Genomic DNA, 12,742 nt, shown 5'->3' on the forward strand with positions numbered 1-12,742 from the left:
GTGGCAGAGTGGCCGGTATGACCGTGGCGGAGACGTTGGTGATCCGGGGGGCGCGGGTGGGCGACGCCGAGGCGTTGGGGGTGCTGGACCGGGCGGCCTGGTCGCCGCTGCACGCGGTGCTGCCCGCGCCCTCGGAGCCGTATCCGCCGTTCTTCGACGAGCGTCACCTGCCGGGGGACTACCTGGTCGCCGAGCGGGCCGGTGTGCTGCTCGGGTACGTGCGGGTGGCGCGGCCGACGCCGCTCGACTCCAACGCCCACGTCCGCCAGATCCAGGGGCTCGCCGTCGCCGGTGAGGCGCGCGGCCAGGGGGTGGGACGGGCGCTGGTGCGGGCCGCGCTGGTCAAGGCGCGGGCCGACGGGGCCGCGCGGATCACCCTGCGCGTCCTCGGGCACAACGTGCCCGCCCGCGCGCTCTACGAGGCCGAGGGCTTCGTGGTGGAGGGCGTGCTGCCGGGCGAGTTCGTCGTCGGCGGCGCTCCCGTCGACGACGTCCTGATGGGCCGCTCGCTGCTCAGCTAGGGCCCGGGCTCCACAGCGCCACCCCGCCCATGAGTTCGCGCAGGCAGCGCAGGGCGAGGGCGGCGGGGGAGCCGGGGCCGTCGACGGGGGCGTCGGACTCGGCCCAGCTCTCCAGGGCGATGCGGATCGCGTCGGTGGCCGCCGCGGCCGCGAGCCGTACCTCCAGCGGGTCGGCGTCCGGTCCCGCGAGGACGGCCAGGACGTCACGCAGCCGCTCCTCGGACTCCTGGTTGACCCGGTACCAGACGGCCCGCAGCGCCGGGTCCTCGGCCGAGGCGCGCAGCAGCCCGCGGGTCCAGCGCAGGCCCTCCGCCCCGGCCTCGTCCACGGGGGTCAGGGAGGCGGCGATGGAGCCCTCCAGGGCGGCGGCCAGGGGGGTGCCGGGGGCGGTGGCGGAGAGCGACTCCCGCCACCGGTCCGCGCCGCCCGCGAGGAGCGGCGCGACGGCGTCCTGCTTGGAGCGGAAGTAGCGGTAGAAGGTGCGCAGCGCGACCCCGGCCCGCAGGGCGATGGACTCCGCCGTGGTGCCGTCGGGCCCGTCCTCGGTGAACAGCTCGGCCGCCGCGCGGGCGATGTCCAGCTGGGTGGCGGCCTTGCGGCGCTGGGTCAGGGAGGGCGTGGCGGCCGTCGGCCCGGGTCGGTGGTTCACCGTACGAGGGTACGCCTCCGGATACGGAAAGTGCGCGATGTGCAGGTGTGGCAAAACGTGCCATCCAGGCGTACGGTGGCCACCAAGCAAAGAAGCTTGACATCGAGAGGTCGCCGCCATGAACCAGCTCACCCGTTACGAAGGACGCCGCGCACTCGTCACCGGCGGCGGCTCCGGCATCGGCCAGGCCACCGTCCTGCGCATGCTCGCCGAGGGCGGCCGCGTCGTCGCCGCCGACATCAGCGAGGACGGCCTGAAGGACACCGCCGCCAAGGCGGGCGAGGCCGCCGACCGCCTCACCACCGTGGTCCTGAACGTCGCCGACGAGGAGTCCGTACGCGCCGGCGTCGCCGCCGCCGTCACCGCCCTCGGCGGCCTGGACGTGCTGGTCAACGCGGCCGGCGTGCTCCGCTCCTCGCACACCCACGAGACCAGCCTCGACTCCTTCGAGCAGGTGCTCCGGATCAACCTCACCGGCACCTTCCTCATGATCCGCGAGGCGATCCCCGCGCTCCTGGCGGGCGACGGCTCCGCCGTCGTCAACTTCTCCTCCACCTCCGCGCTCTTCGCCCACCCCTACATGGCGGCCTACGCGGCCAGCAAGGGCGGCATCCAGTCCATGACCCACGCCCTCGCCGCCGAGTACGCCAAGCAGGGCATCCGCTTCACCGCCGTCCAGCCCGGCTCCATCTCCTCCGGCATGACCGACGGCTCCGGCGCCAGCAAGCAGTCCATGGGCCCCGGCCTCCCCGCCGACGCCGACATGTCGCTCTTCATGAAGCTCGCCCCCGCCCTCGGCCAGGGCTTCGCCGGCCCCGAGACCGTCGCCGGCGTCGTCGCGATGCTCGCCTCCGAGGACGGCAGGTTCATCACCGGCACGGAGGTCCGGATCGACGGCGGGACGCACTTCTGATGTCCGCCGCCCCGGCCCCCGCCCCGTCCGGCACCCCGTCCGCCGCCGAGGTCTTCGCCGGGCGCGTCGCCGTCGTCACCGGAGCCTCCTCCGGCATCGGCGCCGGCCTCGCCCGGCACGCCGCGAAGCTCGGCATGAGGCTCGTCCTCGCCGACATCGCCGCCGACCGGCTCGCCGCCTTCGCCGAGGAGCTGCGGGCCACCGGCGCCGAGGTCGAGAGCGTCGTCACCGACGTCGCCGAGCCCGCCTCCGTCGAGGCCCTCGCCGACACCGCGTACACCCGGTTCGGCACCGTCGACCTCCTGGTCAACAACGCCGGGATCATGGCCATGGGCTACTCCTGGGAGATCCCCGCCGAGCGCTGGGACGCCATGCTCCGGATCAACATCGGCGGCTACGTCAACGGCATCCGCGCCTTCGTCCCCCGCATGCTGGAGCGCGGCGAGAAGGCGTGGGTGGTGAACGTGTCGTCGATCGGCGGCCTGCTGCCGAGCCCGCTCATGGCCCCGTACAGCGTCACCAAGTTCGGCACCCTCGCCCTCAGCGAGTCGCTGCACTACGAGATGCTGATGAAGGGCGCCCCGATCCAGGTGTCCGTCGTGACCCCCGGCTCGGTCAAGAGCGAGATCTTCAAGGCCGCCCGGCCCGGCGAGACCGCGCCCCCGGAGATCGCCGCGTTCAACGAGCGGCTCCAGAAGCTCGCCGACGAGCACGGGCTCACGGCCGAGGAGCACGCAGAGCGCGTCTTCGACCTGGTCGCCGAGGGGAAGTACTGGGCGATCCCGCAGCCCGAACAGCTCTTCCCGGCCCTCCAGCCGCGCACGGACATGATCCTCGCGCAGGAGAACCCCCGCCTCCAGGCGGGCTGACCCGAAGCCGCCGAGGGCCCCGGTTCCCCCGCCGGGGCCCTCGGCCATGTCCTACGCAGCCGGGCTCGGCCTACCCCGCCCCGAAGCGCTCCCACAGCCGGGGCAGCCGCGCCGCGAGCGCCGTCTCGTCCGCCAGGTCCAGCGGCGCGCCCTCCGGCTCCCCGTCGGGCATCACGATCCCCAGGTCCGGCGTCTCCGTCCCGGTCAGCGTCTCGTACGCCTCGTCCGCCGCGAAACCCAGCTCCTCGCCGTCCCCGTCCAGCTCCGGATCGAACTCCTCAAGGAGCTCCGCCAGCCCGTCAGGATCGGCGACCCCGCCCTCGTACACCTCCCGGCCCTGGCCGATCAGCCAGCAGCGGAACGCGTCGAAACCCTCCTCGCCCGCCCCGGCCCCGTCGAGCAGCACCGCCGCCGCGCCCCACACGTCCCAGTGGTACGCGCGGTTGAAGCGGGCCTCGAAATGGCGCGCGTAATCGAGCACCGTGTCCGGATCCAGCCGGGTCAGCCGCTCCACGAGCAGATCCGCCTGCTCCTCGGGGTCGCCCTCGGCGTCCGCGCGGGTGGCGTCGATGATCTCCCAGAACTCGGTCTCGTCCATCACGGGACCAGCATCCTGTGTCCGCGACGGCGACGCACCCGGAAATCCGGAATCAATCCGGACAAAAGACGTCGGTGTTTCCTGCCAGCCTGAGAACCATGACGACCGACAAGACCACCGAACCGAAGCCGCTGCGCGGACGGATCTGCCTCGTCGCCGGGGCCACCCGGGGCGCCGGCCGGGCGATTGCCGTCCAGCTCGGCGCCGCCGGAGCCACCGTCTACGTCACCGGCCGCACCACCCGCGAGAGGCTCAGCGAGGTCGGCCGCGCCAGCGAGACCATCGAGGAGACCGCCGAACTGGTGACCGCCGCGGGCGGCGAGGGCGTCGCCGTCCCCACCGACCACCTCGAACCCGACCAGGTCCGCGCCCTCGTCGACCGGATCGACCGCGAGCGCGGCCGGCTCGACGTCCTCGTCAACGACGTGTGGGGCGGCGAACACCTCGTCGTCTTCGGGAAGAAGTCCTGGGAGACCGACCTCGCCGGCGGCCTCAGGATGCTCGAACTCGGCGTGCGGACCCACGCCATCACCTCGCACCTCGCGATCCCGCTGCTGATCCGCCACCCCGGCGGGCTCGTCGTCGAGGTCACCGACGGCACCGCCGCGTACAACGGCACCCGCTTCCGCGAGAACCTCTACTACGACCTCACCAAGAACGCGCCGATCCGGATGGCCTTCGGCCTCGCGAAGGAACTGGAGGAGTTCGGCGGCACGGCCGTCGCCGTCACCCCCGGCTGGCTCAGGTCCGAACAGATGCTCGCCGCCTTCGGTGTCACCGAGGAGACCTGGCGCGACGCCACCGCGAAGATCCCCGACTTCGCCGTCTCCGAGTCGCCCGTCTACGTCGGCCGCGCCGTCGCCGCCCTCGCCGCCGACCCCGACCGGCACCGCTGGACCGGACAGTCGCTCTCCAGCGGCGGCCTCGCCAAGGAGTACGGCTTCACCGACGCGGACGGCTCCCGACCCGACGCCTGGGGCTTCATCATCGCCGGCGAGACCGGAAAGCCGGACGTAGCCGACTACCGGTAGCGCTCCGCCATGGCCCGGACCGCCTCCGCGAACCTCTCCCGACCCGACGCCCGGGGCTTCATCGTCGCCGGCGAGACCGGAAAGCCGGACCTAGCCGACTACCGGTAGCGCTCCGCCATGGCCCGGGCCGCCTCCGCGAACCTCTCCCGGAGCGTGGCCGGGGCCAGCACCTCCGCCTCCGGGCCCAGACCTAGCAGCTGTGCGAGGGCCACCTCCTCGCTCTCCACCCGCAGCACGGTCCGCAGCCGCCCGTCGTCCTCCGCGACCGCCGCCGCCAGCGCCTCCCCGGCCGCCGCCCGATCCGTCACGTACGGCAGCCGGCGCGCGCCCGCCTCCGTCAGCCGCAGCTCCACCTCCGCGCGCAGCAGCGAGCGCGCGAACTCCGCCGCGCGCTCCGCCCAGAAGGCCGCCAGATCGAAGCCGGGATCCCGCTCGAAACGCTCCCCGCCGACCGCGACCGCGGTGAACCGGTCCACCCGGTACGTGCGGAACGACCGGTCCGCCAGGGCGCACACGTACCAGACACCGGCCTTCAGCACGAGCCCGTACGGCCGCAGCTCCCGCTCCACCTCCTGGCCGTCCCCGCGCCGGTAGCGCGCGGAGACCCAGCGGTCGTCCCAGACCGCCTCCGCCATCGCGGGCAGCAGCTCCGGCGTCTCCGGCTCCTGGTACCAGCCCGGCGCGTCCAGGTGGAAACGACGGGCCGCCGAACCCGGCGCGTCCGCCAGCGAGGGCAGCAGCGCCGCCGACACCTTCAGCCGGGCCGCCGAGGCCGCGTCCTGGAGCCCCATGTCCCGCAGCGCGCCCGGCAGTCCGGACAGGAACAGCGCCTCCGCCTCGTCCCTGGCGAGCCCCGTCAGCCGGGTCCGGTACCCGCCGACCAGCCGGTACCCGCCCGTGCGCCCCCGGTCCGCATACACGGGAACCCCCGCCTCCGAGAGGGCGAGGGCATCACGCGTGACGGTCCGCTCCGACACCTCCAGCTCGGCGGCGAGCTCACCAGCCGTCATGGAAGGGCGGTTCTGAAGGAGCAGGACCATCTTGATGAGTCGGGCGGCGCGCATGACTCACATCATGCGCGCCGCCACTGACATCTGACCCTTACAGGCCGTAGCGCTCGCGCGCCTCCTTCACCGCGGTGGCCGGGACCTCGCCGCGGCGGGCGAGCTGGGCCAGGGAGGCGGCGACGATCGACTGCGCGTCGACACCGAAGTGGCGGCGGGCGGCGGCGCGGGTGTCCGAGAGGCCGAAGCCGTCGGCGCCGAGCGACGAGTAGTCCTGCTCGACCCACTGCGCGATCTGGTCCGGGACCTGGCGCATGTAGTCGGAGACCGCGAGGACCGGGGACTCGACGCCCGCGAGGGCCTGGCGCACGTACGGGACGCGCTCCTCGCCGCGCAGGAGGGCGGCGTCCGCCTCCAGCGCGTCGCGGCGCAGTTCGGTCCAGGAGGTGGCGGACCACACGTCGGCGCCCACACCCCACTCCTCGGCGAGCAGCTTCTGCGCCTCAAGCGCCCAGTGGATCGCGGTGCCCGAGCCGACGAGCTGGATCCGCGGGGCGTTGGCCGGCAGGGTCAGCCCGGCCGACTCGGCGGTGTTGAAGCGGTAGAGGCCCTTGACGATGCCCTCGTCGACGCCCGCGTGGCCCGGCTTGGCCGGCTGCGGCATCGGCTCGTTGTAGACCGTCAGGTAGTAGAAGACGTCCTGGTCCTCGCCCGGCGCGGCCTCGCCGTACATCCGGCGCAGACCCTCCTTGACGATGGCCGCGACCTCGTAGGCGAACGCCGGGTCGTAGGTCAGCGCCGCCGGGTTGGTGGCCGCGATGACGGGGGAGTGCCCGTCGGCGTGCTGGAGGCCCTCACCGGTCAGCGTGGTGCGGCCGGCGGTGGCGCCGACGAGGAAGCCGCGGCCGAGCTGGTCGCCGAGCTGCCACATCTGGTCGGCGGTCCGCTGCCAGCCGAACATCGAGTAGAAGATGTAGAACGGGATCATCGTCTCGCCGTGCGTGGAGTACGCGGTCGACGCGGCGATGAAGTCGGCCATCGAGCCGGCCTCGGTGATGCCCTCGTTCAGGATCTGGCCGTTGACGGCCTCCTTGTAGTACATCAGCTGGTCGCGGTCGACCGGCTCGTACGTCTGGCCCTTCGGCGAGTAGATGCCGAGCGAGGGGAAGAGCGACTCCATGCCGAAGGTGCGGGCCTCGTCCGGGACGATCGGGACCCAGCGCTTGCCGGTCTCCTTGTCGCGGACCAGGTCCTTCACGAGGCGGACGAATGCCATCGTGGTGGCGATCGACTGCGAGCCGGAGCCCTTGTCGAAGGAGGCGAACGCCTTCTCCGGCGCCGCCGGGAGCGGCGCGACCGGGTGGACGCGGCGGGCCGGGGCGGGGCCGCCGAGGGCCGCGCGGCGCTCCTGGAGGTAGCGGACCTCGGGGGAGTCGGCGCCCGGGTGGCCGTAGGGCACCACGCCGTCGACGAACTGCGCGTCCGAGATGGGCAGTTCAAGAAGGTCACGCATGTTCTTGAACTCGTCCGTCGTCAGCTTCTTCATCTGGTGGTTCGCGTTCTTCGACGCGAAGCCCTCACCCAGGGTGAAGCCCTTGACGGTCTGCGCCAGGATCACGGTCGGGGCGCCCTTGAACTCCAGGGCGGCCTTGTACGCGGCGTACACCTTGCGCGGCTCGTGGCCACCGCGCGAGAGGTGGAAGCACTCCAGGATCTTGTCGTCCGAGAGCAGCTGCGCCATCGCGACGAGCGCCGGGTCCTTGCCGAAGAAGTCCTGGCGGATGTAGGCGGCGTCACGGGTCTGGTACGTCTGCACCTGCGCGTCCGGCACCTCGCGGAGGCGGCGGACGAGGGCGCCGGTGGTGTCGAGCGCGAAGAGCTCGTCCCAGGCGTTGCCCCACAGCGACTTCACGACGTTCCAGCCGGCGCCGCGGAACTGGGCCTCCAGCTCCTGCACGATCTTGAAGTTGGCGCGGACCGGGCCGTCGAGGCGCTGGAGGTTGCAGTTGATGACGAAGGTCAGGTTGTCCAGACCCTCGCGGGCCGCGAGCGCGAGGGCCGCGGTCGACTCGGGCTCGTCCATCTCGCCGTCGCCGAGGAACGCCCACACGTGCGAGGCGGAGACGTCCTTGATGGCGCGGTTGGTCAGGTAGCGGTTGAACCGCGCCTGGTAGATCGCGGAGAGCGGGCCGAGACCCATGGAGACGGTGGGGAACTCCCACAGCCAGGGGAGGCGGCGCGGGTGCGGGTAGGAGGGCAGGCCGTTGCCGCCCGACTCCTGCCGGAAGTTGTCGAGGTGCGACTCGTCCAGGCGGCCGTCGAGGAAGGCGCGGGCGTAGATGCCGGGGGAGGCGTGGCCCTGGATGTAGAGCTGGTCGCCCGAACCGTCGCCTTCCTTGCCCTTGAAGAAGTGGTTGAAGCCGGTCTCGTAGAGCCAGGCGGCGGAGGCGAAGGTGGCGATGTGGCCGCCGACGCCGTGCTTGGAGCCGCGGGTGACCATCGCGGCCGCGTTCCAGCGGTTCCACGCGGTGATCTTGCGCTCCATCTCCTCGTCGCCGTCGATGACGGGCTCGGAGGAGGTGGGGATGGTGTTGAGGTAGTCCGTCTCCAGCAGCTTGGGCAGGGCCAGGCCCGCGCCCTCGGCGTGCTGGAGCGTACGGCGCATCAGGTAGGCGGCCCGGTGGGGGCCGGCGGCCTTGGTGACGGCGTCCAGGGAGGCCGCCCACTCGGCGGTCTCCTCGGTGTCACGGTCCGGGAGCTGGTCGAGCTCGCTCGGATTCTTGCCTACGGGATCGGTCATGATCGCCGCCTTCCGGACAGATGGGGGTGCAGATAAAAACGGTGGCCTTGTCTGGCAGGACAGGGCGATGGGCCGGGTAGCGGCCCGCCGAAGACTGTAAACCGCCGATCGATGATCGATCAAAGGGTTGAAGCAGGAAACCTCTTCAGATCGAGAAAGTCGGCACAGGGTGCCGCGAAAGAGGGCACCCGGTGCCGACTTTTCGAACGCCGCGGAAACGGCCCCAAGACGCCGGAAGCCCCGCCGAAGCGGGGCTCTGACCTGCGGAAACCCGCGCGGACGGGTCAGGCGCGGGGCGCGCAGCCCAGGACGTGGGCCTTCACCAGCGCCCCGATGTTCGGATCGCCCCTGCGGAACGCCTCCACGAGCTCCTGGTGCTCCTCCGCGTACGACTTCTGCACCGTGCCCAGCCAGCGGATCGACAGCGCGGTGAAGACCTCGATGCCGAGCCCCTCCCAGGTGTGCAGCAGCACGCTGTTCCCGGCGGCCTTCACCAGCTCGCGGTGGAAGCCCACCGTGTGCCGGACCTGCGCGGTGCCGTCGGAGGTCGCGTCCGCCTCGTACAGGGCCGCCACGTGGGGCTCCAGGGTGGAGCAGTCGGCGGACAGCCGGGGCGCGGCCAGCTCGGCCGCGATCTGCTCCAGGCCGGCCCGGACCGGATAGCTCTCCTCCAGGTCGGCGGCGGTGAGGTTGCGGACCCGGACGCCCTTGTTCGGCGCCGACTCGATCAGCCGCAGCGACTCCAGCTCCCGCAGCGCCTCGCGGACCGGCGTCTGGGAGACCTCCAGCTCGGTCGCGATCCGGCGCTCCACGATCCGCTCTCCCGGCTTCCAGCGGCCGCTGACGATCCCCTCCACGATGTGCTCGCGGATCTGCTCGCGCAGCGAGTGGACGACGGGGACGGTCATGGAACGGCTCCTCCGGGAGTTTCGTGACCCTTAGACAATACGGCGGTGCCCCCGCCCGGACACACATCCGGACGGGGACACCGCTGGTGAGGCTCGTTACGTTGCCTCCGGGGCGCTGAGCCCTATGAGCCCTATGAGCCCCTACGAGTCCTGCGAGTCCTTACAGACCGAGGTCCACCTCGAACTCGCCGGCCTCCAGGATCGCCTTGACGGCCGTCAGGTAGCGGGCGGCGTCCGCGCCGTCCACCAGACGGTGGTCGTAGGAGAGCGCCAGGTAGGTCATGTCGCGGATGCCGATGACCGTGCCCTCGGGGGTCTCGATGACGGCCGGACGCTTCACCGTGGCACCGATGCCCAGGATGGCGACCTGGTTCGGCGGAACGATGACGGTGTCGAACAGCGCACCGCGCGAACCGGTGTTGGAGATGGTGAAGGTCGCGCCCGCCAGGTCGTCCGGCGTGATCTTGGAGGCACGCACGGCGCCCGCCAGCTCCGCGGTCTTCTTGGAGATGCCGGCGATGTTGAGGTCGCCCGCGCCCTTGATGACCGGGGTCATCAGACCCTTCTCGGAGTCCACCGCGATCCCGATGTTCTCGGAGTCGAAGTAGGTGATCGTGCCCTCGTCCTCGTTGATCCGGGCGTTGATGACCGGGTGGGCCTTCAGCGCCTGGGCCGCCGCCTTCACGAAGAAGGGCATCGGGGAGAGCTTGACGCCCTCACGGGCGGCGAAGGCGTCCTTGGCACGGGCGCGCAGCTTCATCAGCTTGGTGATGTCGACCTCGACGACCGTGGTCAGCTGGGCCTGGCTGTGCAGCGCCTTCATCATGTTGTCGCCGATGACCTTGCGCATGCGGGTCATCTTGACCGTCTGGCCACGCAGCGGGGAGACCTCCAGGGCGGGAGTCCGCGAAGAGGCAGCCGCGGCGGCGGCCGGGGCGGCGGCGGCGGGGGCGGCAGCGGCGGCCTTCTTGGCCTCGGCGGCCGCGAGGACGTCCTGCTTGCGGATGCGGCCGCCGACGCCGGAGCCCTTGACGGACGCGAGGTCGACACCGTTCTCGGTGGCGAGCTTGCGGACCAGCGGGGTGACGTAGGCGCCGTCCTCGGCGGGAGCCGGAGCGGCGGGCGCGGCCGGAGCCGGGGTCGCCGGGACCGGGGTGACGACCGCGGGAGCGATCGACGGGGCGGCCGGGGCCACCGGAGCCGGAGCGGCGGCGGGCGCGGCCGGGGCGGCCGGCGCGGGGGCCGGAGCCGGAGCGGCCGGGGCGGCCGGAGCCGGGGCCGGAGCGGCCGGAGCCGGGGCGGCGGGGGCGGCCGGAGCGGCACCCGCGGCACCGATGACGGCCAGCTTGGCGCCGACCTCAGCGGTCTCGTCCTCGGCGACGACGATCTCCAGGAGCACGCCGGAGGCGGGCGCCGGGATCTCGGTGTCGACCTTGTCCGTGGAGACCTCGAGCAGCGGCTCATCGGCCTCGACGGTCTCGCCGACCGACTTCAGCCAGCGGGTGACGGTGCCCTCGGTGACGGACTCGCCCAGCGCGGGCAGCACGACGTCGGTGCCCTGGGCACCACCGGCGGGGGCGGCCGGAGCGGCCGGGGCCTCGGCGGCGGGGGCCGGGGCGGCCGGGGCCTCGGCGACCGGCGCCGGGGCGGGCTCGGCGGCGGGGGCCGGAGCGGCCTCGGCGGCGGGCGCCGGGGCGGCGGCGGGGGCGCCGGAGCCGTCGTCGATGATGGCGAGCTCGGCGCCGACCTCGACGGTCTCGTCCTCGGCCACCTTGATGGAGGCGAGGATGCCGGAGGCGGGGGCGGGGATCTCGGTGTCGACCTTGTCGGTCGAGACCTCGAGCAGCGGCTCGTCCGCCTCGACGCGCTCGCCCTCGGCCTTGAGCCAGCGGGTGACGGTGCCCTCGGTGACGCTCTCGCCGAGCGCCGGCAGGGTTACGGAAACCGACATGGTTTCAGTTGCTCCTAACGAATTGCGGAAGTTGGTCGTCGCGCCCTGTGAGTGACGTGAGCGTCAGTCGTGGGAGTGCAGAGGCTTGCCGGCCAGGGCCAGGTGGGCCTCGCCGAGTGCCTCGTTCTGCGTCGGGTGGGCGTGGATGAGCTGCGCGACCTCGGCCGGCAGCGCCTCCCAGTTGTAGATCAGCTGCGCTTCGCCGACCTGCTCGCCCATGCGGTCACCGACCATGTGGACGCCGACCACGGCACCGTCCTTGACCTGGACGAGCTTGATCTCGCCCGCGGTCTTGAGGATCTTGCTCTTGCCGTTGCCCGCGAGGTTGTACTTGAGGGCGACGACCTTGTCCGCGCCGTAGATCTCCTTGGCCTTGGCCTCGGTGATGCCGACGGAGGCGACCTCGGGGTGGCAGTACGTCACCCGCGGCACGCCGTCGTAGTCGATCGGGACGGCCTTCAGACCGGCGATCCGCTCCGCCACCAGGATGCCCTCGGCGAAGCCGACGTGCGCCAGCTGGAGGGTCGGGACCAGGTCGCCGACCGCGGAGATCGTGGGCACGTTGGTACGCATGTACTCGTCGACCAGGACGTAGCCGCGGTCCATCGCGACGCCCTGCTCCTCGTAGCCGAGACCGGCCGAGACCGGGCCGCGGCCGATGGCGACGAGCAGCACCTCGGCCTCGAAGGTCTTGCCGTCGGCGAGGGTGACCTTCACACCGTTCTCGGTGTACTCGGCGCTCTGGAAGAAGGTGCCGAGGTTGAACTTGATGCCCCGCTTGCGGAAGGCGCGCTCCAGGAGCTTCGAGCTGTTCTCGTCCTCGACCGGGACGAGGTGCTTCATGCCCTCGATCACCGTGACGTCGGTGCCGAAGGACTTCCACGCGGAGGCGAACTCGACGCCGATCACACCGCCGCCGAGGATGATGGCGGACTCCGGCACACGGTCCAGGGTGAGGGCGTGGTCCGAGGTGATGATGCGGTTGCCGTCGATCTCCAGGCCCGGCAGGGACTTCGGCACGGAACCGGTGGCGAGGAGGACGTGGCGGCCCTCGACCCGGCGACCGTCGACGTCGACGGAGGTCGGGGAGGACAGGCGGCCGGCGCCCTCGATGTAGGTGACCTTGCGGGAGGCGACGAGACCCTGGAGACCCTTGTAGAGGCCCGAGATCACGTCGTCCTTGTACTTGTGCACGCCCTTGATGTCGATGCCCTCGAAGGAGGCCCTGACACCGAACTGCTCGGCCTCGCGCGCCTGGTCGGCGACCTCGCCGGCGTGGAGCAGGGCCTTCGTCGGGATGCAGCCGTTGTGCAGGCAGGTGCCGCCGAGCTTGTTCTTCTCGATCAGTGCGACGTCCAGGCCCAGCTGCGCTCCGCGCAGCGCCGCGGCGTAACCGCCGCTACCGCCGCCGAGGATCACTAGGTCGAAAACGGTGCTGGCGTCGTTCGCCACGTCACGTCCTCCATGCATGTGCGCTCGTCGCCGGTCGTCGATGACC

11 protein-coding genes are annotated in these 12,742 nt (G+C 72.1%); 4 read left to right on the forward strand and 7 right to left on the reverse strand.

Translation table 11 applies throughout. The features are described 5' to 3' along the window. Nucleotides 1–17 precede the first annotated feature (17 nt). Nucleotides 18–521 carry a GNAT family N-acetyltransferase gene (locus tag ACFXMG_RS08705; protein WP_383829950.1) on the forward strand — a complete coding sequence of 168 codons (504 nt, stop codon included), beginning with the start codon at nucleotides 18–20 and terminating at the stop codon, nucleotides 519–521. Here ACFXMG_RS08705 and ACFXMG_RS08710 read toward each other — a convergent pair. Then, on the reverse strand, nucleotides 514–1,170 hold the full coding sequence (locus tag ACFXMG_RS08710) for a TetR/AcrR family transcriptional regulator (protein ID WP_383829947.1): 657 nt from the start codon (nucleotides 1,168–1,170) through the stop codon (nucleotides 514–516). The genes ACFXMG_RS08705 and ACFXMG_RS08710 overlap by 8 nt on opposite strands. 118 nt (nucleotides 1,171–1,288) lie before the next feature. On the opposite strand from ACFXMG_RS08710, the gene ACFXMG_RS08715 reads away from it, so the two are divergent. Further along, nucleotides 1,289–2,083 carry an SDR family NAD(P)-dependent oxidoreductase gene (locus ACFXMG_RS08715; RefSeq protein ID WP_383829944.1) on the forward strand — a complete coding sequence of 265 codons (795 nt, stop codon included), beginning with the start codon at nucleotides 1,289–1,291 and terminating at the stop codon, nucleotides 2,081–2,083. Then, nucleotides 2,083–2,952: an SDR family NAD(P)-dependent oxidoreductase gene (locus tag ACFXMG_RS08720; protein ID WP_383829941.1), complete on the forward strand. Its 870-nt coding sequence runs from the start codon at nucleotides 2,083–2,085 to the stop codon at nucleotides 2,950–2,952. The genes ACFXMG_RS08715 and ACFXMG_RS08720 overlap by 1 nt, the downstream gene beginning before the upstream one ends. 70 nt (nucleotides 2,953–3,022) lie before the next feature. Here the strand turns inward: ACFXMG_RS08720 and ACFXMG_RS08725 are convergent, their stop codons facing one another. Continuing rightward, on the reverse strand, nucleotides 3,023–3,550 hold the full coding sequence (locus ACFXMG_RS08725; RefSeq protein WP_383829970.1) for a DUF4240 domain-containing protein: 528 nt from the start codon (nucleotides 3,548–3,550) through the stop codon (nucleotides 3,023–3,025). Nucleotides 3,551–3,648: 98 nt separating this feature from the next. Between ACFXMG_RS08725 and ACFXMG_RS08730 the strand changes: the two genes are divergently transcribed. Beyond that, the gene (locus ACFXMG_RS08730) at nucleotides 3,649–4,581 is read left to right on the forward strand and encodes an SDR family oxidoreductase (protein ID WP_383829938.1); all 933 of its coding nucleotides are present in this window, start codon (nucleotides 3,649–3,651) and stop codon (nucleotides 4,579–4,581) included. A 98-nt stretch (nucleotides 4,582–4,679) separates the two neighbouring features. Here ACFXMG_RS08730 and ACFXMG_RS08735 read toward each other — a convergent pair whose 3' ends face one another. From ACFXMG_RS08735 to lpdA, 5 genes are all read right to left on the reverse strand, one after another. Continuing rightward, entirely contained in the window at nucleotides 4,680–5,645 is a 966-nt protein-coding gene (locus tag ACFXMG_RS08735; RefSeq protein ID WP_383829935.1) for a helix-turn-helix transcriptional regulator, read from the reverse strand. 37 nt (nucleotides 5,646–5,682) lie between these two features. Next, nucleotides 5,683–8,385, reverse strand: a complete 2,703-nt coding sequence (gene aceE / locus ACFXMG_RS08740; RefSeq protein WP_383829931.1) for a pyruvate dehydrogenase (acetyl-transferring), homodimeric type — start codon at nucleotides 8,383–8,385, stop codon at nucleotides 5,683–5,685. Between the two features lie 284 nt (nucleotides 8,386–8,669). Next, entirely contained in the window at nucleotides 8,670–9,293 is a 624-nt protein-coding gene (locus ACFXMG_RS08745) for a GntR family transcriptional regulator (RefSeq protein ID WP_362174023.1), read from the reverse strand. Nucleotides 9,294–9,453: 160 nt separating this feature from the next. Next, a complete protein-coding gene (sucB, locus tag ACFXMG_RS08750) occupies nucleotides 9,454–11,244 on the reverse strand; it encodes a 2-oxoglutarate dehydrogenase, E2 component, dihydrolipoamide succinyltransferase (RefSeq protein ID WP_384120177.1) in 1,791 nt (596 codons plus the stop codon). A gap of 63 nt (nucleotides 11,245–11,307) precedes the next feature. Continuing rightward, nucleotides 11,308–12,696 (reverse strand): dihydrolipoyl dehydrogenase, encoded by a 1,389-nt coding sequence (gene lpdA / locus ACFXMG_RS08755; protein ID WP_383830045.1) that lies wholly within the window; start codon nucleotides 12,694–12,696, stop codon nucleotides 11,308–11,310. Nucleotides 12,697–12,742: the final 46 nt, after the last annotated feature.

Source organism: Streptomyces sp. NPDC059201, assembly GCF_042754585.1.
Lineage (GTDB): Bacteria > Actinomycetota > Actinomycetes > Streptomycetales > Streptomycetaceae > Streptomyces.

Bases quoted from the DNA above. Each gene is read 5' to 3' on its own strand.
- aceE (WP_383829931.1), bottom strand. From the start codon at position 8,385: ATGACCGATCCCGTAGGCAAGAATCCGAGCGAGCTCGACCAGCTCCCG.
- ACFXMG_RS08725 (WP_383829970.1), bottom strand. From the start codon at position 3,550: ATGGACGAGACCGAGTTCTGGGAGATCATCGACGCCACCCGCGCGGAC.
- ACFXMG_RS08745 (WP_362174023.1), bottom strand. From the start codon at position 9,293: ATGACCGTCCCCGTCGTCCACTCGCTGCGCGAGCAGATCCGCGAGCAC.
- ACFXMG_RS08715 (WP_383829944.1), top strand. From the start codon at position 1,289: ATGAACCAGCTCACCCGTTACGAAGGACGCCGCGCACTCGTCACCGGC.
- ACFXMG_RS08705 (WP_383829950.1), top strand. From the start codon at position 18: ATGACCGTGGCGGAGACGTTGGTGATCCGGGGGGCGCGGGTGGGCGAC.
- ACFXMG_RS08730 (WP_383829938.1), top strand. From the start codon at position 3,649: ATGACGACCGACAAGACCACCGAACCGAAGCCGCTGCGCGGACGGATC.
- ACFXMG_RS08720 (WP_383829941.1), top strand. From the start codon at position 2,083: ATGTCCGCCGCCCCGGCCCCCGCCCCGTCCGGCACCCCGTCCGCCGCC.
- sucB (WP_384120177.1), bottom strand. From the start codon at position 11,244: ATGTCGGTTTCCGTAACCCTGCCGGCGCTCGGCGAGAGCGTCACCGAG.
- ACFXMG_RS08735 (WP_383829935.1), bottom strand. From the start codon at position 5,645: ATGCGCGCCGCCCGACTCATCAAGATGGTCCTGCTCCTTCAGAACCGC.